The sequence below is a fragment of the Streptomyces sp. JH002 genome (assembly GCF_050916115.1).
GTDB lineage: Bacteria > Actinomycetota > Actinomycetes > Streptomycetales > Streptomycetaceae > Streptomyces > Streptomyces xiamenensis.
The window spans coordinates 2643237-2659892 of record NZ_CP087989.1 but is presented as its reverse complement, the minus strand read 5'-3'; the positions used below and the strand labels follow the sequence as shown (position 1 = coordinate 2659892).

Annotated in this window: 20 protein-coding genes; 7 read left to right on the top strand and 13 right to left on the bottom strand. The window is 71.5% G+C overall.

The window, feature by feature from the left end; translation table 11 throughout:
* Positions 1-18 precede the first annotated feature (18 nt).
* A complete protein-coding gene (locus tag H7827_RS11895; protein WP_432744813.1) occupies positions 19-1032 on the top strand; it encodes an ATP-binding cassette domain-containing protein in 1014 nt (337 codons plus the stop codon).
* On the top strand, positions 1029-1856 hold the full coding sequence (locus H7827_RS11890) for an ABC transporter permease (protein WP_432744811.1): 828 nt from the start codon (positions 1029-1031) through the stop codon (positions 1854-1856). Before H7827_RS11895 ends, H7827_RS11890 begins: the two co-directional genes overlap by 4 nt.
* 158 nt (positions 1857-2014) lie before the next feature.
* On the opposite strand, the gene H7827_RS11885 is transcribed toward H7827_RS11890, so the two are convergent.
* The 3 genes from H7827_RS11885 to H7827_RS11875 form a co-directional block, all read right to left on the bottom strand.
* Entirely contained in the window at positions 2015-2560 is a 546-nt protein-coding gene (locus H7827_RS11885) for an HD domain-containing protein (protein ID WP_432747978.1), read from the bottom strand.
* Positions 2561-2715: 155 nt separating this feature from the next.
* The gene (locus H7827_RS11880) at positions 2716-2916 is read right to left on the bottom strand and encodes a DUF397 domain-containing protein (RefSeq protein ID WP_432744809.1); all 201 of its coding nucleotides are present in this window, start codon (positions 2914-2916) and stop codon (positions 2716-2718) included.
* The gene (locus tag H7827_RS11875; RefSeq protein ID WP_432744807.1) at positions 2913-3746 is read right to left on the bottom strand and encodes a helix-turn-helix domain-containing protein; all 834 of its coding nucleotides are present in this window, start codon (positions 3744-3746) and stop codon (positions 2913-2915) included. The genes H7827_RS11880 and H7827_RS11875 overlap by 4 nt, the downstream gene beginning before the upstream one ends.
* Positions 3747-3853: 107 nt before the next feature.
* Between H7827_RS11875 and H7827_RS11870 the strand changes: the two genes are divergently transcribed.
* From H7827_RS11870 to H7827_RS11860, 3 genes are read left to right on the top strand one after another with little or no spacing between them, the layout of a single operon-like run.
* Positions 3854-4246, top strand: coding sequence for a hypothetical protein (locus H7827_RS11870; protein ID WP_432744805.1), 393 nt, complete (start codon positions 3854-3856; stop codon positions 4244-4246).
* Entirely contained in the window at positions 4243-4452 is a 210-nt protein-coding gene (locus H7827_RS11865; RefSeq protein WP_030729360.1) for a hypothetical protein, read from the top strand. The genes H7827_RS11870 and H7827_RS11865 overlap by 4 nt, the downstream gene beginning before the upstream one ends.
* The gene (locus tag H7827_RS11860) at positions 4449-4877 is read left to right on the top strand and encodes a hypothetical protein (protein WP_432744802.1); all 429 of its coding nucleotides are present in this window, start codon (positions 4449-4451) and stop codon (positions 4875-4877) included. Before H7827_RS11865 ends, H7827_RS11860 begins: the two co-directional genes overlap by 4 nt.
* A gap of 223 nt (positions 4878-5100) precedes the next feature.
* Here H7827_RS11860 and H7827_RS11855 read toward each other — a convergent pair whose 3' ends face one another.
* The 3 genes from H7827_RS11855 to H7827_RS11845 are packed head-to-tail and all read right to left on the bottom strand — an operon-like array spanning position 5101 to position 7011.
* Positions 5101-6129: an alpha/beta hydrolase gene (locus H7827_RS11855; RefSeq protein ID WP_432744800.1), complete on the bottom strand. Its 1029-nt coding sequence runs from the start codon at positions 6127-6129 to the stop codon at positions 5101-5103.
* Positions 6130-6146: 17 nt separating this feature from the next.
* Positions 6147-6497, bottom strand: coding sequence for a hypothetical protein (locus H7827_RS11850; RefSeq protein WP_030729357.1), 351 nt, complete (start codon positions 6495-6497; stop codon positions 6147-6149).
* A gap of 13 nt (positions 6498-6510) precedes the next feature.
* Positions 6511-7011 carry a TetR/AcrR family transcriptional regulator gene (locus tag H7827_RS11845; protein WP_046724473.1) on the bottom strand — a complete coding sequence of 167 codons (501 nt, stop codon included), beginning with the start codon at positions 7009-7011 and terminating at the stop codon, positions 6511-6513.
* 160 nt (positions 7012-7171) lie between these two features.
* On the opposite strand from H7827_RS11845, the gene H7827_RS11840 reads away from it, so the two are divergent.
* The gene (locus tag H7827_RS11840; protein ID WP_432744798.1) at positions 7172-8341 is read left to right on the top strand and encodes a GyrI-like domain-containing protein; all 1170 of its coding nucleotides are present in this window, start codon (positions 7172-7174) and stop codon (positions 8339-8341) included.
* 13 nt (positions 8342-8354) lie between these two features.
* Here the strand turns inward: H7827_RS11840 and serC are convergent, their stop codons facing one another.
* The 7 genes from serC to H7827_RS11805 form a co-directional block, all read right to left on the bottom strand.
* Complete coding sequence (serC, locus tag H7827_RS11835) at positions 8355-9473, bottom strand: phosphoserine transaminase (protein ID WP_432744796.1); 1119 nt, start codon at positions 9471-9473, stop codon at positions 8355-8357.
* 190 nt (positions 9474-9663) lie between these two features.
* Positions 9664-10914 (bottom strand): cytochrome P450 family protein, encoded by a 1251-nt coding sequence (locus tag H7827_RS11830; RefSeq protein WP_432744794.1) that lies wholly within the window; start codon positions 10912-10914, stop codon positions 9664-9666.
* 44 nt (positions 10915-10958) lie between these two features.
* A complete protein-coding gene (locus H7827_RS11825) occupies positions 10959-12236 on the bottom strand; it encodes a cytochrome P450 (RefSeq protein ID WP_432744792.1) in 1278 nt (425 codons plus the stop codon).
* Complete coding sequence (locus H7827_RS11820; protein WP_030729341.1) at positions 12233-12883, bottom strand: GTP-binding protein; 651 nt, start codon at positions 12881-12883, stop codon at positions 12233-12235. The genes H7827_RS11825 and H7827_RS11820 overlap by 4 nt, the downstream gene beginning before the upstream one ends.
* Positions 12864-13298, bottom strand: a complete 435-nt coding sequence (locus tag H7827_RS11815; protein ID WP_376045807.1) for a DUF742 domain-containing protein — start codon at positions 13296-13298, stop codon at positions 12864-12866. Before H7827_RS11815 ends, H7827_RS11820 begins: the two co-directional genes overlap by 20 nt.
* Complete coding sequence (locus H7827_RS11810; RefSeq protein ID WP_432744789.1) at positions 13295-13744, bottom strand: roadblock/LC7 domain-containing protein; 450 nt, start codon at positions 13742-13744, stop codon at positions 13295-13297. Before H7827_RS11810 ends, H7827_RS11815 begins: the two co-directional genes overlap by 4 nt.
* Positions 13745-13771: 27 nt before the next feature.
* The gene (locus tag H7827_RS11805; protein ID WP_432744788.1) at positions 13772-15352 is read right to left on the bottom strand and encodes an ATP-binding protein; all 1581 of its coding nucleotides are present in this window, start codon (positions 15350-15352) and stop codon (positions 13772-13774) included.
* Between the two features lie 272 nt (positions 15353-15624).
* Here H7827_RS11805 and H7827_RS11800 point away from each other — a divergent pair, with 272 nt between their 5' ends.
* The gene (locus H7827_RS11800; RefSeq protein ID WP_432744786.1) at positions 15625-16596 is read left to right on the top strand and encodes a zinc-binding dehydrogenase; all 972 of its coding nucleotides are present in this window, start codon (positions 15625-15627) and stop codon (positions 16594-16596) included.
* Positions 16597-16656: the final 60 nt, after the last annotated feature.

Sequence of the window (16656 nt, the reverse complement as noted above, 5' to 3'; positions counted from 1 at the left end):
CCCAACAGAGGGGGGATCATGATCGCCATCCGCGCGGAAGATCTGCGCAAGACCTACGGGAAGCAGGGCAAGACCGCCCTGGACGGCCTGGACCTGGCCGTGCCGAGCGGCACCGTCTGCGGGCTGCTCGGGCCCAACGGCGCCGGCAAGACCACCGCCGTGCGCATCCTCACCACCCTGATCCGCGCCGACGGCGGCCGGGCCGAGGTGGCCGGCGTCGACGTACGGCGCGACCCCCGCGCGGTGCGGCGCCGGATCGGGCTCACCGGCCAGCACCCGGCGGTCGACGAGATCCTCACCGCCCGTCAGAACCTGCGGATGTTCGGCCGGCTCTTCCACCTCGACGCCCGCCGGGCGGACGCCCGCGCCGAGGCGCTGCTGGAGCAGTTCAGCCTCACCGAGGCCGCCGACCGCCCCGCCAAGTCCTTCAGCGGCGGCATGCGCCGCCGCCTCGACCTCGCCGCGAGCATGGTGCTGGCGCCCGAGGTGCTCTTCCTGGACGAGCCCACCACCGGGCTCGACCCGCGCGGCCGGGGCGAGGTGTGGGACGCGGTCCGCCGGCTCACCGCCACCGGCACCACCGTGCTGCTCACCACCCACTACCTGGACGAGGCCGACCAGCTCTCGGACCGGATCCTCGTCATGAACCACGGCCGCAAGATCACCGAGGACACCCCCGCCGCCCTCAAACGCGCCTTCGGCGGCGACCGCCTGGAGGTCGTGGTGGCAGGACCCGCCGACCTGCCCGCCGCGATCAAGGCCGTCGCCCGCGTCGCCACCGACGGCGCGGAGCCCGAACACGACACGGAACGGCTGCGGGTCACCGCCCCCGTCCGCGACGGCGTGCCCGCGCTCACCGAGGTCGCCCGCACCCTCCAGGACCAGGGCATCGCCGTCACCGACATCGGACTGCGCCGCCCCACCCTCGACGAGGTGTACCTGCGGCTGACCGACACCGACACCGACACCGACCCCGACACCGACCCCGACACCACGCCGAACGAGTCGAACGAGGAGCCGACCCCCGCATGAGCAGCACCGACATCCCCACCCTCGACGGCCCGGAACGCCGCGTGTACTGGGCCGTCCGCGACTGCTGGACCCTCGTCCGCCGCGAACTGACCCACCTGGTGCGGGAGCCCGCCGTCATCGCCTGGCAACTGGGCTTCCCCATCGTCTCGGTGCTGCTGTTCGTGTACGTCTTCGGCAGCGCCATGGACGTCGGCGACGGCGCCGACTACGTCTCGTACGCCATGCCCGGCATGTTCGCCATGACCATGGCCTTCGGCTTCATGAACACCGCGATGGCGGTGGCCGTCGAGAAGGAACGCGGGGTCATCGACCGGTTCCGCTCGATGCCCATGGCGCCCTCGGCGGTCGTCACCGGGCGCGGCGTCTCCGATGTGCTGCACGCCGGGCTGGACCTGCTGATCCTGGCCGGCATCGCGCTGGTCATCGGCTGGCGCTCGGACGGCGGCCCGCTCGCCTCACTGGCGGCCTTCGGCCTGCTGCTCCTGCTGCGCTTCGCGCTGATCTGGATCGGCGTGCTGCTGGGTCTGCTGGTGCCCAGCACCGAGGCGGCGGGGAACCTGTTCGCCGTCGCGTTCCCCTTCGGCATGGTCTCCTCGGTCTTCACTCCGCCCTCGCTGATGCCCGACTGGCTGGGCACCGTCGCGATGTGGAACCCGGTCTCGGCCACGGCCGGGGCCATCCGCGAACTCTTCGGCAACCCGATGCCCACCGGCGGCAGCTGGATCGAGGAGAACGCCCTGCTGATGGCGGTGGTCTGGCCCCTGCTGATCACGGCCGTCGTCCTCCCCCTGGCCATCCGCAAATACCAGCGCCTGAGTGGCTGACCGTCACCACAGGAGGCCGGACCGGGGGCGGATCGCCGTTTCCCACTCGTTGCCGGTGTGGGAGGCGGCAGCCCAGCTTCGGCCCGGCCTCAGCAGGCGTCCCGGCACGTCTCCGTGTTCGGACGCCACGGAGTTGGCGTCCCGGAGACTGGGACAGCTCAGGGCAGATAAACGCGCTGCCATTCCGTTGTGGACATCGTCTGCGCCGCATCGGCCAGTTCAATGGCGGATTTCGTCACCAGCTTCGCCCGGGTGCTGTCAACCCATTCTTGTGCCGGTCCGTGCCCCTGCGCGAGGTATTCCAGGCCCTGGATCATGCATTCGAGTTTGTCGGCGTCGCGGGCGACTCGCGCCTCGGTGGTCTCGGCCGCCTCGTACTCGTCGACGGCGGACTGGAAACCAGCCGCGACGGCAGGGTGGGCCTGGGACAGTTGATCTCTGGTGACGTCGGAGTTGGAAGCCGCCTTCACGTACCGCCGACCGATCCACGGGATGTCGCCGACTCGCGTCTCCTGGGTGTCATGCAGTGTGCAAAGCAGCGCGACACGACCGGCGTCGGCACCCTCCATGTACGCCAGCGTGGCACCGATCAGAGCAACCCGGAAGCTGTGTTCGGCGATTGTCTCCGGATCTTTGACACCAGCGATCCACCAGCCCGTGCGTTTCGCGCGCTTCAGCATCCCCATCTCGAAAAGGAAATGCATGGTGCCCTGGTGTTGATCTGTCAACGTGGCTCCTCTGCCAGCGGTATGCCCCGCACGGTAGTGCACGGCTACCCACCCGGGCGCCGTCAGCGCGCATCATCTCGCCCTGCCACCCTCGCCCCCTGCCCCAAGCTGGCAGGGGGCCGCAAGGCGGATCACCGCTTCAGCGCGGTGACGAACGCGGACCAAGCGGGGGTGGGGAAGGCCACCACGGGCCCGTCGTCGTGCTGCTTGGAGTCGCGGACGGGGACCACGCCGTGGGAAGCGGCGAGGTTCGCCGCAGCCTCCACGCAATTGCCGCCGTTGTTGCTGTAGGAGGACGTGAACCAGCGGGGGGACTCGGGTGCGGTCGTCACGGGGTGCCCTTTCGTGCCTCGTTGATCATGGCCACCGATGCCGTTGGGGACAGCGCTTCGGCCTGTAGTTGATGGTAGGCCGTCAACAAGGGCAGGACGGAGCCTGTTTCGCGCTCCAGGTGCCCCCGCATTTGCGACTCTGCGTACGCGATCACGGACAGGTCCGGCAGCGTCAGCAGGTTCATCGGGAGGTCGAACGGGCGGCGCTCCCCTATGGCGTAAGGGGCGATCTGAAGAACGGCGTTGGGCAGCTCGGCGAACTCGGCCAGGTGGGCCAACTGCGCGTCCATGACGGCGGGATCGCCCACTTGACGACGCATACAGCTTTCGTCCATGACAACCAGCATCATGGGAGGGCGGGACCTGACGAGCGCTGCCTGCCTCTCCGCGAGAAACGCGACGCGCTCGGTCGCCTGCTCGGGAGCGATCGCTCCGCGTCGAACGGCGCTGTCGGCCAGGACACGGGCGTACTCCGGTGTCTGGAGCAGCCCGGGGATGATCCCGATCTCGTACAGCCGGATCTCCACCGCGCGCCCCTCATACCCCACGTACTGCGGGAAGCCCTCCAACAGCGAGCCGTGCCGGAGTTCACGCCACTCACGCTCGAAGGTATCCGTGCCCTCGACGCCGAAGGCGCGATCCGCGCTACGCGAGAATCGAAGAGTCGGAGGCTTCCGAGCAGTTTCGACGGCCGAAATATGAACGCTGGAATACCCCATGAGGTGGGCGAGATCATCTTGAGTCCATCCACGGGCCTCGCGTGAGCTGCGCAAACGTGCTCCGAAGGCTGCCTGAGGGGAACTGTCCGGGTTCAAGTCCTTGCGGTTCACCGGGGGATTCACCCACCTTTCATTCTCGTTTGATTACTTGAATGATTCCCAAGGCTGGGCCACGCTCACTCCTAGTGGTAGTGGATTCACTACGGAGAGGAGCGGTCGTGCGTACGGCCGAACGGCTGGAACTCCCCCAAGTCCCCATGGAACTCCTTCAACTGCGCGAGACCCTGGCCCTGCTGGGCGTCTCCACGACACAGGTCAGCCTCAACCCCGGGCTCTCGCCCACCATCTCCGTCCACCGGATGTCGCTGGGGATCGTGCGGCGGCTTGTTCCGGATCTGATCTGTGGGCTGGCGCGTCAGCATCTGTCGCCGGGGGCGGTGGTGTGGAGTGCGGAGCTGGAGCGGGTGGTGGTGGTCGTCTACACGGTGGGGGCGCTGATTCGGGTGCGGGCGTACGACGACGCGTCGTTCGAGACGCATGCCCCTGCCGCTGATCTGCGGCCCGCGACCGTGCGGCAGTTGGCGGCCGTGACGCGGGCGGTGTCCGGATGAGCGTTCCGGAGGTAGTCGAGATCACCGCCGAGACCGTCCTCGTCGGCGATGTGATCCAGGTGGGCGGGCGAGCGCTGGTGGTGGCCGACCTGATCCTCACGACGCGGGGTGGGCGGCGGCTGGAGTTCGCGACGGGGGAGGCGCTGACCCTGCACGCCCGGTCCCGGCTGACCGGGACGCGCCTCAACAGCAGGCGGCGGTCATGACGTCCGTTCCCCGGCTCCCGGACCTGACGTTCGCCGACACCCGGCCCGCGCCGCCCCGCGTGGGTGACCGCTCGGAATGGGTGCTGGGCCGCTGCTGGCTGTGGTGCGGAAACCGCTGCACGTGGGTGCTGTGGCTCGGCTCGGCGTCAACGGCCGGGCACTACGCCCAGTTCTACGTCTGCGAACCATGTCTCGCCCGGCTCCACCACACGATCATCGACTACGCCGACGCCATGCGCGAAGCACCCACCGACGCCGCAGGGTTCAAGGTCCCGCTGTACACAGCCCCTGAGGACCCGCCCCGCCCCCAACCGATCCGCTACCCCCGCCCCGGCACCCGTACCCGCCGCCCTCGCACGGCCCTCGGCCGCCTGTGGCACCGTCTCATCACCGGGCGGGAAGCGCCGCCGGGCCGCGTCTCCTGACGTCCTCAACCCCCCGTTGTCCACAGGGCCAACGGCTCTGCGGACAACGTGTCGACGACGCTCCGTCGCGGAATCGGCCGGGCGATCCGGATCGGGAGGCTCGTACATCCCGACCGCACGACGGCGTTCATGGCGCGGTCAACGGCGTGTGCTCAACGGCGCGTGTGCGGCTAAGCGGCGGGGGAGTGGAGGCCGTTCGGGGTTTCGCTCGTGGGCCGCCGTCTCAGCACTTCGTGAAGCGGTGCAAGGCGTTGAGTACGGCCGGGGCGAGGGTGTCCGGGTGGGCGTCGTCGTGCAGGAGGTGGTCCACTCCGTGCAGGGTCACCCGGCCCGGTGTGCCGACGTGTGCGTGGCGCAGGGCGCTGGTCAGGGCGTCGGTCGTGGCGCACGGGACCTGGGGGTCGTTCGTGCCACAGGTCACGAGGACCCTGGTCCCGGGCCGGAGTGCGGCGACGGTGTCCGGCGGGTGGATGGCGTCGGAGGTCAGCACGAACTGATGGCTCGTTCCCTGGAAGGCTTCGAAGAGTTGGGCGATGGGGGCCGGCAGCTCTGTGGTGTCGACCGGTCGGCGTTCGCGCAGGGCGGTGACGGCGGCGTCGATCGCCGTGTTGATGACGCGCTGCTCCTCGGGGGTGAACAGGCCCTGCCGGGTCGCCTCGGCGATCTGGTCCTTCAGTTGCAGCGTGACCAGGTCCAGCAGGCGTATCGCCTGCGGTTGCAGCAGTGCCAGGCCGCTGGGGCGCGGGTGGACGGTGCCGCCGAGTTGCAGCGCGGTCATCGCGCCCTCGCTGTGCCCGACGATCGTCAGCGCGTGCCGGTTGGTCTCCGGCTGGTCGCGCAACACCCCGTAGGCGGCTTGGGCCTGGCGGACGAAGGCCGGGTAGTCGAGCTCCTCCGGGCGGTCCGCATAGGCGCCGAGCCCGGTGCGGCCGGTGCCGTACTTGTCGAACCGCAGTGTGGCGACCTGGTCTTCGCCGAGGGCCTCGGCCACCAGGCCCAGGGTGTTCGGGGTGAGGGCGGGTGGCTGGTTGCCGTCGCGGTCGGTGGGTCCGCTGCCGGGCAGCAGCAGCGCGGCCGGCAGTCGTTGCCCGGGCCGGTGCGCGGGGACGTGCAGGGTGCCGTACGTCGTCGTCCCGTCGACGGTGAAGACGACCTCGCGGTCGGCGGCGGGCACCAGGCGCGGAGCCGCCTCGGCCGGGCTGACGGTCGTGAAGGCCAGGGCCATCGCGACCGCGGCGAAACGGAGGAACATCGGGTGTCTCCTTCGGCTCAGGTGAGGGCGTTCTCGACCAGGGCGACGGTGGCGCGGGGGTCGTCGACCTGGAGGACCAGCCGCGCGTACTCCTGATCGGCGAGTTCGACCACGACGGTCTTCGCCGGATCCCTGACGTCCCAGAACACCTTCTCGCCATTGAGGTGGAACGTGCCCGCCGTGATGAGGCCGGGGACGCGGGTGCCCGGTGCGCGGATCCCCTTGGGCTCGGCGATCATGCCGGGGTCGGCGGTGGCGCCCCGCACGTTGGCCAGGGGGATGGTCAGGCTGCTCTTCAGCGCCCAGACCTTGTGGAGTCCCTCGATCACGACGACGAGGTCGTCACCGTCGATGCGAACCAGTGCCATAGGGGTTTCCTTGTCAGACGAGAAGATCGAGGCGTTGGGACAGCGTGGCGCCGACGCTGTCGGAGCTTCCGCGCAGGAGCAGGCCCAGTGCGGTGGCGGTGAGGGCGGCGGCCAGGGGGGCGGGAATGCCGAGGGCGTCGGCGATCGCCCGGTCGACCGCGTCGAGCGCGGCCGTCACCTCGGCGGCGACCTCCTCGTCGGCCGGCGCCCGTTCGGCGACCGCGAGCAGCAGCAGACCGAGGTCGGCGGAGGTGATGAGCCGCAGCGCGGTCGCCGCGTCCGCAGCGGTGGCGAGCGTGTCCACCAAGGGGCGGACGTCATCGGCGAGGTGGCGGCGCAGGGCGGCCATGTAGAGGCCGCGCTTGCTGCCGAACGTCTTGTACAGGCTGTTGCGGTGCACGCCGAGGTGCGCCACGAGATCGTCGACGGACACCCCGTCGTAGGCACGGCTGCCGAACAGATCCACGGCTGCGCGGACCGCCACGTCCTCGTCGAACGCCCTTGGTCTTCCCATGACATGACCCTATGACGTTCGGGAATGATCAGTCAAGAACGATCGTTCCTCTACTGTCGTCGGCGACGGCGACGGTTTTCGGGCTTGCCGGGCCGCTGCTCTCCCCGGCTTCTCATCGGCCGTGATTCACGGCGCTTATTCTAGCGCTAGGATAGGCGCCATGAAGCCGGACCTGTCCGCCGCCGAGCTGACGCTGCTCGGGCTGCTGGTGGAGCGACCCCGACACGGATACGAGCTGGAGGCGGTGATCACCGAACGCGGAATGCGGGAGTGGACGGAGATCGGGTTCAGCTCGATCTACTACCTGCTGACCAAGCTCCGCGAGCGCGAACTGATCGCCCCCGCCGGGGACGCGCCCCCGGTCGGCGGCAAGGCGCGCAAGGTGTATGCCGCCACCGACGAGGGCCGCCGCGTGTGCGCGCTCGCCGCCGAGCGGGCGATCGCGGAGATCCACCCGGTCTTCCCGCGCGTCCTGGTCGGGCTGGCCAACCAGCCCGCCGTCGCACCCGAGGACGTACGCGCCGCCCTCGACCGGCGGGCCGCCGCGCTGGCCGAGCGCGTCGAGGCCGTCCGCCGGGCGGCCCCCGACGCCCGGCACGCCCCGGAGTTCGTCCGCGCGATCTTCGACTACACCCTCGGCCAGCTGACCGCCGAACAGGCGTGGCTGGACCGCTACCGAGCACAGGGAGAGACAGCCGTGGCACCGTACGACGTCAAGCGCGAGAACAAGGCGCTCTACGCCCCGAAGAACACCACCTGGGACCTCGTGGACGTCCCCGAGCAGCGGTTCCTCGCCGTCGACGGCACGGGGGACCCGAACACCGCGCCCGCCTACGCCCGCGCGGTCGAGGCGCTCTACGGGGTCGCGTACACCCTCAAGTTCGCGAGCAAGGGCACCCCGGACGGCGATTTCGTCGTCGGGCCGCTGGAAGGGCTGTGGTGGTCACCCGATCCCGGGGTCTTCACCAGCCGCGCCAAGGACGCCTGGAACTGGACGATGCTCATCAGCCTGCCCTCCTGGATCACCGACGGGATGATCGAGGACGCCAGGGAGACCGCCCTCGCCAAGAAGAAGAACCCCGTCATCTCCGAGGTCCGCCCGCTCACCCTCCACGAGGGCCGCAGCGCCCAGGTGCTGCACATCGGGTCCTACGACGACGAGACACCGCTGATGACGGAGCTGCACGCCACCTACCTCGCCGCCCACGGCCTGCGACCGGCCGGCGCGCACCACGAGGTGTACCTCAAAGACCCGCGCAGGACCGCCCCCGAGAAGCTGAGGACGGTCCTGCGTCAGCCGGTCGAACCCGTCGACCGGGACGACTCGTAAAGCAGCCCGCCGGTTACAGGCGCTCGATGACGTAGTCGACGCACGCCGTCAGGGCCTCGATGTCCGCCGGGTCGATCGCCGGGAACATGGCGACGCGCAGCTGGTTGCGGCCGAGCTTGCGGTAGGGCTCGGTGTCCACGATGCCGTTGGCGCGCAGCGCCTTGGCGATCGCCGCCGCGTCCACGTCGTCGGCGAAGTCGATGGTGCCGATCACCTGCGAGCGCTGCGCCGGGTCGGTCACGAACGGGGTGGCCCGCTCCGACTTGTCCGCCCAGCCGTACAGCCGCGCCGCCGAGTCGGCGGTGCGGGCGGTGGACCACTCCAGGCCGCCCTGGCCGTTGATCCACTCCAGCTGCTCCGCCAGCAGGAACAGCGTGGCCAGCGCCGGGGTGTTGTACGTCTGGTCCTTGCGGGAGTTGTCGATGGCGGTCGGCAGCGAGAAGAACTCGGGGATGTGCCGGCCGGAGGCGGCGATCCGCTCGGCCCGCGCCAGGGCGGCCGGGGAGAACACCGCGATCCACAGTCCGCCGTCCGACGCGAACGACTTCTGCGGCGCGAAGTAGTACACGTCCGTCTCGGTGATGTCGACGGGCAGCCCGCCCGCGCCCGAGGTGGCGTCGACCAGCACCAGCGAGCCCTCGTCGGCGCCCGCCACCCGCTGGATCGGCGCCGCGACACCCGTCGAGGTCTCGTTGTGGGTCAGGGCGTACGCGTCCGCGCCCCGCTCGGCGCGCGGCAGCGGGTGGGTGCCGGGCTGGGAGCTGATCACCGTCGGCTCGTCCAGCCACGGCGCCAGGCGCGCCGCCTTGGCGAACTTCGACGAGAACTCGCCGAACGTCAGGTGCTGCGACTTCGCCTCGATCAGGCCGTGCGTCGCGATGTCCCAGAAGGCGGTGGAGCCACCGTTGCCGAGCACCACCTCGTACCCCTCGGGGAGCGAGAACAGCTCGCGCACGCCCTCGCGCACCCGCCCCACCAGGCGCTTCACCGGAGCCTGCCGGTGTGAGGTGCCCATGAGGGAACTGCCGGTCGCCGCGAGGGCGTTCAGCGCCTCGGTGCGCACCTTGGAGGGGCCAGCGCCGAACCGGCCGTCGGCGGGCTTGATGTCAGCGGGAATCTCGATGTCGGCCACGAGCGGAGCGTAGTCCGTCCGGGGGGTCCCTCCGTACCTTGTCCGTCCGGTGAGACGGAAATCATCACCAGGCGGACGGTCCGCGAGCGGCTCCGGAGCCTGCGTACGCACGCGTACCACCCTCACCCCCGCAGGTCGCGGGGGTGAGGGTGGCGGGCACCCGGTTGACGGGGGTGAGGGGCGCTCCGGCTCAGCTCCGACCGGACAGCAGCACGGGCAGCGACGCCAGGTCGTTCTGCGTCACCGACGGATTGTTGTGCAGCTCCTCGGCCGGCACCGCCAGCCGCATGTCCGGGAACCGCTCGAAGAGCGCGGGCAGCGCCAGCTCGGCCTCCAGGCGCGACAGCGGCGCCCCCGGGCACACATGCGTGCCGTGCCCGAACGACAGATGCCGGTTCGGCTGCTCCCGCGTGATGTCGAAGTCGCGCGCCGTGGGCCCGAACTGGGACTCGTCCATGCCCATCGGCCCGAGCGAGAGAACCAGGCCCTCGCCCTTCGCGATCACCGTGTCGCCGATCTCGACATCCTCGGACGCGAACCGCATCAGCACATGGGTGATCGGCGGCGACCAGCGCAGCGCCTCCTCCACCACCGCGTCCCAGCCGACCTTCCCGGAGGTCGCCAGCGCCAGCTGCTCGGGGTGGCTGAGCAGCCCGCGCACGGCCTGGAGCAGCAGCGAGATGGTCGTCTCGTGACCGGCGGCGATGATCACCTGGATGGTGGCGACCACCTCCTCGTCGGTCAGCGGCGCCAGTCCCTCCTCGGCGGCGTTCAGCAGCGCGCTGGACAGGTCATCGCCCGGGTTGCGCTTCTTCTCCGCCACCATCGCGGTGAAGCGGGTGGACAGCTCCTCCAGCACCGCCGGCAGCCCCTCGGGCGGCGTGAAGCTGGAGAACAGCGAGTCGAACAGCTCGCGCAGCCGGTTGTCGCCCGCCGCCTCCAGGCCCATCAGGTCGCTGATGACCCGCATCGGCAGCTCGTACGCGAACGCCGGCTTCAGATCGACCGGCTCCCCGTTGTCCCGGGCCGCCAGCTCCTCGATCAGCTCCTCGGTGATCCGGGCCACCCGCGGCCGCATGGCCTCCACCCGGCGCGGCGTGAACGCCTGGGAGACCGGGGTGCGCAGCCGACGGTGCTCCTCACCGTCGACCACCAGCATGCTCGGCCCCGGGTCGACCAGCGCGCGCAGCGGCCAGTTGGCCCCGATCTCGCCCCGCTGCCACGGACCCCACTGGTTCACGTCCTTCACCAGCCGCGGATCGGTCAGCAGCTTGCGGGCCTCGGCGAGGTGCGTGACGGCCCAGGCGGTGACGCCCTCGGGCAGCTCCACCCGGACGAGCGGCCCCGCGGCGCGCAGCCGCTCGCCCTCCCCGAGCAGGTCCTTGACGTAGGGGTCGAGTACGACGGGGGCGGAGCCGTTGTGCTGCACGGGGCAGGTCATCTATCGGGAACCTCTCACTGAGTCAGGTCTCACGGGCGTACCTCTCATCTGAACGACCGTGCCGCCGGTGCCGGGGTGAAGCGCACCGGCAGCGCGGTCAGGCCACGCATCCACACCGAGGGGCGCCACACCAGGGCGGCCTCCGGGATGGACAGTTCGACGTCCGGCAGGCGGTCCAGCAGCACCTCGATGCCGGTTCTGGCGATGGTCTCGCCGATCTCCTGCGCGGGGTACGGGCAGCGGTGCTCGCCGTGCCCGAACGCGAAGTTGGCGTTGTTGCCGCCGGTGAACGACGTGCCGCCGGTGCGTATCTGCGGGTCGTGGTGGGCGGAGGCGATGCCCATGATCACCATGTCGCCGGCCCGGATGTGCTGCCCGCCCAGCTGCACGTCGCGGGTGGCGAAGCGGGCCACCGAGTTCTGCAGCGGGGCGTCCTCCCACAGCACCTCGTTCATGGCCTCGTTGACCGAGTGCCGGCCGCCGGTGAGGGAGGCGGCGAATCGGTCGTCGGTGAGCATCAGCCGCAGCGAGTTGCCGATCCAGTCGGCGGTGGGCTGCTGGCCCGAGACGATGATGACCGCCAGGTCCTGCACGATCTCCTCGCGCCCGTACCCGCCGTGGGCCAGCATCCGGGAGGCGATGTCGGCGGAGGCGGCCTGCTGGCGCGCGTCCACCAGCGCGTACGTGGCGGCGTGGAAGTGGCGGAATGCCTTCAGCGATTCCTCGGTCCCGTTGAGGAACTCGTTGATGGAGTGCGCCAGTCCGGGGCCCTCGTCGTCCTGGTAGCCGCACGCCCGCACCAGCGTCAGCGCGGGCAGCAGGGTGGCGTACTGCGAGATCAGCTCGGCCTCGCCCTGCCCGCAGAACGTGTCGATCAGCCGGTCGGCGATCTCCTCGGCGGTGCGGCGCAGTTCGAAGTTGTCGACACCCTCCAGCGCGTTCTCGGTCATGGCGATCCGCTGGGAGTGCCGCTCGCCGGTCGTCCACAGCACCGAATCGAAGGAGTGGTCCACCATCGGGCGCAGCGGCCAGTCGGCCGGGATGGTGTCCCACTGCCGCCAGTGCCGCGAGTCGCGGCTGAAGAGCACCGGATCGCTGTAGATCTGGTGCAGTTCGCGGTAGCCCAGCGCCAGCCAGGCGGGGACGTCACCGGCCAGCGTCACCGGGGCCAGCGCGCCGTGGTCGCGCCGCATCTCCCGGTACAGCTCGGCCGGTTCGGTCTGGAACCGGGGCCCGGACAGCGGTACGGCTCCGGCGTGCGCGGGGCAGCCGGGGGGCGGGGTGGTCCCGCCGGCGGTGGGTGGGTGCTGGGGTGAGGTCACGGTGTGGTCGTCTCCTGAACCGGCCGGCCGGCGGTGGACGTGGACAGAGCGTGCAGATGCTCGACGAGGGTGATCAGGACCTGCTTGCTGGATTCCCGGGAGCGGGCGTCGCAGTCGAGCAGCGGGATGTGCTCGGGCAGGTCCAGGGCGTCCCTGATCTGCTGCTGGGTGTGCGGCGGTCCGCCGAAGTCGTTGCGGGCCACGATGAACGGCGTGCCGTGCTGCTCCAGGCGGTCGATCGCGTACCAGGAGTCGGCGAGCCGGCGGGTGTCCACCAGGACGACGGCGCCGAGCGTGCCGGCGAACAGCCGGTCCCACAGGAACCAGAACCGTTCCTGCCCGGGTGCCCCGAACAGGTACAGCACGGTCTGTTCGTTGAGGGAGATCCGGCCGAAGTCGAAGGCCACGGTGGTGGAGGTTTTGCCGCGCACGGCGGACAGGTCGTCCACGTCCGCGCCCGCCTGGGTCATGACCTCCTCGGTGTTCAGCGGCCGGATGTCGCTGACCGAGCGGACCATGGTGGTCTTGCCGACCCCGAAGCCGCCGACGACAACGATCTTCAGCCCGTTGTCGGCGCTGCCGCCCAGCGGGATGCGCCGCTCTCGCCGCTCGGGCAGCGGCGGATGGTCAGAGGTTGCGGAGTCCAACGAGCACCTGCTCAAGGAGATGTGGATCGGGTAGGGGGGCGGCGGCGTGCGCGGCGGCCGGGCCGCCGGTGCCGGTGGCCGCCATCGCGGTGCGGCCAGGTCCCGACCCCGGGGGCGGGACCGCGGCGGTACGCGGATGGCGGGCGGTGATGCGGCCCTCGTCGAGGAGATCGCACAGCAGGATCTTCACGATGCTGATGGGCAGCTTCAGTTCGGCGGCGATCTCGACCACGGCCGTGGGGAACTGGCACAGCCGCAGGATGGTGGCGTGCTCCGACTGCATGCCCGCGGTCGGCTCCCCCTCGCTCACCACCAGCGTGACCAGGTCGAACGCGGCGGCGGAGCCCGCCCGGCTGCGCCCTCCGGTGAGGGTGTAGAGCCGGTCGGGGTCCTCGTCCCGGCCCGGGCGGCTCATGGCCGCCCGCCGCCGCCGTCGGGCTGCTCGCGCGGTGGCGAGCTGAGGTGGTCGCCCAACTGCTCGACCAGTTCGTTCATGTTGTGCCCCACCAGGCCGACATCGGCGTTCTCGGAGGCGACGACGGCCAGATGGGCGCCGTCCCCGGCCTCGACGATGAACAGCAGCCCGCCGTGGAACTCCGTCATCGACTGCCGTACGCCGCCCGTCCCGTCGCCGAACTCGATGGAGGCGGCGTACGACAGGCTCTGCACGCCGGAGGCGATGGCGGAGAGCTGGTCGGCCTGGTCCTCGGAGAGTTCGGGGGTGTGGAACAGCTTGAGGCCGTCGCGGGAGAGCACCAGAGCGTGCCGGGTGCCCGGCGTGCGCTGCTGGAGGCTCTCCAGCAGCCAGTTCAGCTCGTCGTCCCCGGTGGCTGAGGTGGCTGCGGTACTACTGCCGGGCATCGGTGTATTCCCCCATGGCTGGTGCGGTCATCGGTTCTCGTCCTCCGGCTGGAGTGTCTGGGTGTCGGCGCCGGGGCCGGTGTCGTCGCCGGCGGCGGGGCCGGTGCCCTGGGCGTCCCGGCCCGGGGCACGGTCGCGGGCGGGAGCGTCCTTCGCGGCCGGGGTCTCGCCCCGTACGGCACGGCGGAAGGTGCCGAAGCGGGCGGCCGATTCGGCGGGGGAGTGGTTGGCGCGGGGCCGCAGTTTGCGGGTGGGCGGGTCGTGGTCGGTGTGCGCGGCGGCGAGGGTGCGGCCGCGGCGCCGCTTGGGCAGGCCGCTCTCGCCGTACTCGGTGCCGTCCGGCGGCGCCGGGGCGTCCTCCGGCTCCTGGCCGGCCGGGGCGTGCTCGGCGGTCGGCGCCGGAACGGCGGTGACCTCGCGCAGCGCCGGGCGTTCGGTACGGGCACCGCGGGTGCGGCCGGAGCCGGTGGTGACCGGCTCGGGCGGCGCGACGGCCGGGGTGGCGTCCGGCTTGGGGCGGGAGATCAGCTCCTGCGGGATCATCATGAGCGCGCCGGTGCCGCCGCGCGCGGAGGGGCGGAAGGACACCGACATGCCGTGCTTGCGGGCGAGCGCGCCGACCACGGCCAGGCCGAGCCGCGTACCGGACAGGGCGGTGAGGTCCAGCGGGGCGGCGGACACGGCGCGTTCGGCGCGGCGCAGCGCGACCTCGCTCATCACCAGCCCGGAGTCCTCGACGGTGATGATGACCCCGGAGGGGACCTCTTCGACGTAGACGTGGACCTCGGCGGTGGGCGGGGAGAAGTTGGCGGCGTTGTCCAGGAGTTCGGCGAGGGCGTGCATGACGCCCTCGGCGGCGTGCCCGGCGACCGAGAGCCGGCTGGCGGAGTGCAGCCGCACCCGCTGGTAGCCGCCGATGCGGCCCATGGCGCCGCGCAGGATGGACTCCATGACGATGGGCTTGGCCCAGCGGCGGCCGGAACGGGCCCCGGTGAGTACGGCGATGGAGTCGGCGAGCCGCCCGGCCTGGGCGGTGCGGTGGTCCAGGTGGAGGAGGTCGCCGAGGACGGCCTCGTCGGTGTGCCGGTGCTCCATCTCGCGCAGGTCGGCGAGCATGGAGGTGGCGAGCGCCTGCATCCGTCCGGCGGCGTTGGCGCAGGCGGCCATGGCGGCGGCCTTGCTGGTCTCGCTGCGGCTGATCTCTTCGGCGAGCAGCGTCATGACGCGGCGGTGGGCGTCGTCGGCCGGGGTCTCGGCGGTGGCCAGCGCGGTGGCGGCGGAGGTGCCGGTGCGCAGCCGGGCGGCGAGCGCGGGGACGGTGTGACCGGCGAAGTGCTGTGCGCGCCGCTCGCGTTCGGCCAGCTCGGCGCGGAGCGCGGCGACGGTGTGGCGGGCGTGGGCGGCGACGGCGAGGGTGATCACCAGGGCGGCGGAGACGGCCTGCGCGAACCAGGTGGTGGGTCGGCTCAGGAACCCCTCACCGAACAGCAGCCAGCCGGCGGCGGTGAGTAGGCCGATGGTGAGGGTGCCGATCACCAGGATCAGCAGCACCTGCCGCAGCGGGGAACGCTCCGTCCCGGGGTGCGCGGTGGGGGAATGCGCTGTCATCAATCGAAGACCTCGGACAGATGCGGAGCGGGCGTGTCGGTGTCGGTGTCGGCGTCGGTGGAGCGGAACCACCTCGATCAATTGCCGAACACTATAGGAGAGTTCTGCGTCCTTTTGGGTTCTCATGGCAATGGAAATGGTTCGGGCTTGATCATCGGCTGCGGGTATATGCCAAGCCATCCCGCCTCCCCGGATTGACCTCAACCGCACTTGATGTCGCACGCTCGGCCGGAGAACGACAGCGAAGGACACAACGGACGGGAGCACGGGCGATGAGAGTGGTGCGGGTGGTCCGCTTCGGGGGCCCCGAGGTGCTCGTGACCGGTGAGGCACCCGACCCGGTGGCCGGGCAGGGGCAGGTGGTCGTGGATGTCGCCGTGGCGGGCATGACGTTCGTCGAGACGCGGATCCGGCAGGGCACCGATCCCTGGCACGCCACACCGCGGCTGCCGTACATCCCCGGCGGCCTCGTCGCCGGCCGGGTCGGCGCCGTCGGCGCGGGGGTGGACCCGCGGTGGCACGGGCGCCGGGTGCTGGCCGGCACGGGCGAGACCGGAGGCTTCGCCGAGCGGGCTGCCGTGGCGGAGCGGGACCTCTTCCGGGTGCCGGACGGGCTGGGCCTGCCCGAGGCCACCGCCCTGTACAGCGACGGCGCCACCGCTCAGGGCCTGGCCGAGCGGGCCGGCCTCCACCGCGGCGAGTGGGTCCTGGTGGAGGCGGCGGCCGGCGGGGTCGGCAGCCTGCTGGTGCAGCTCGCCCGTGCGGCGGGCGCGCGCGTCATCGCCGCCGCGCGGGGCGGGCGCAAGCTGGCGCTGGCCCGCGAACTGGGCGCGGAGGTGGCCGTCGACTACACCGCGCCGGACTGGACGGCACGGGTCCGCGAGGCCACCGGCGGTACGGGGGCCGACCTCGTCTTCGACGGGGTCGGCGGGCGCATCGGACGGGAGGCGTTCACGGTGACGGCGCGCGGCGGCCGGTTCTCGGTGCACGGCGCGGCCGGCGGCGAGGCCACGGTCATCGACCGGGACGCGGCACGGCGGCGCGGCGTGGAGGTGATCGGCATCGAGCAGCTGTACGGCTTCGGCCCGCACACCGGCCGCTGGGCCCGGCGGATGATGACCCGCGCGGCGGCGGGCGAGATCCGCCCCGTCATCGGCCAGACCTTCCCCCTGCACCGCGCCGCCGCCGCCCACGCGGCCATGGAGGACCGCACCGCGCTGGGCAAGACGCTGCTCCTGCTGTGACCCGGCGGGCCGGTGGTCGGCCACCTTCGGCCGGTGCGGCGGTTCCCGGTGCGCGGTGCG

Excerpts from the sequence above, each read along its gene's own strand:
- H7827_RS11885 (WP_432747978.1), bottom strand. The coding sequence starts at position 2,560 with ATGCATTTCCTTTTCGAGATGGGGATGCTGAAGCGCGCGAAACGCACG.
- H7827_RS11815 (WP_376045807.1), bottom strand. The coding sequence starts at position 13,298 with ATGAGCCGCCCGGGCCGGGACGAGGACCCCGACCGGCTCTACACCCTC.
- H7827_RS11855 (WP_432744800.1), bottom strand. The coding sequence starts at position 6,129 with ATGTTCCTCCGTTTCGCCGCGGTCGCGATGGCCCTGGCCTTCACGACC.
- H7827_RS11800 (WP_432744786.1), top strand. The coding sequence starts at position 15,625 with ATGAGAGTGGTGCGGGTGGTCCGCTTCGGGGGCCCCGAGGTGCTCGTG.
- H7827_RS11840 (WP_432744798.1), top strand. The coding sequence starts at position 7,172 with ATGAAGCCGGACCTGTCCGCCGCCGAGCTGACGCTGCTCGGGCTGCTG.
- H7827_RS11810 (WP_432744789.1), bottom strand. The coding sequence starts at position 13,744 with ATGCCCGGCAGTAGTACCGCAGCCACCTCAGCCACCGGGGACGACGAG.
- H7827_RS11865 (WP_030729360.1), top strand. The coding sequence starts at position 4,243 with ATGAGCGTTCCGGAGGTAGTCGAGATCACCGCCGAGACCGTCCTCGTC.
- H7827_RS11890 (WP_432744811.1), top strand. The coding sequence starts at position 1,029 with ATGAGCAGCACCGACATCCCCACCCTCGACGGCCCGGAACGCCGCGTG.
- H7827_RS11860 (WP_432744802.1), top strand. The coding sequence starts at position 4,449 with ATGACGTCCGTTCCCCGGCTCCCGGACCTGACGTTCGCCGACACCCGG.
- H7827_RS11805 (WP_432744788.1), bottom strand. The coding sequence starts at position 15,352 with ATGACAGCGCATTCCCCCACCGCGCACCCCGGGACGGAGCGTTCCCCG.
- H7827_RS11850 (WP_030729357.1), bottom strand. The coding sequence starts at position 6,497 with ATGGCACTGGTTCGCATCGACGGTGACGACCTCGTCGTCGTGATCGAG.
- H7827_RS11895 (WP_432744813.1), top strand. The coding sequence starts at position 19 with ATGATCGCCATCCGCGCGGAAGATCTGCGCAAGACCTACGGGAAGCAG.
- H7827_RS11830 (WP_432744794.1), bottom strand. The coding sequence starts at position 10,914 with ATGACCTGCCCCGTGCAGCACAACGGCTCCGCCCCCGTCGTACTCGAC.
- H7827_RS11845 (WP_046724473.1), bottom strand. The coding sequence starts at position 7,011 with ATGGGAAGACCAAGGGCGTTCGACGAGGACGTGGCGGTCCGCGCAGCC.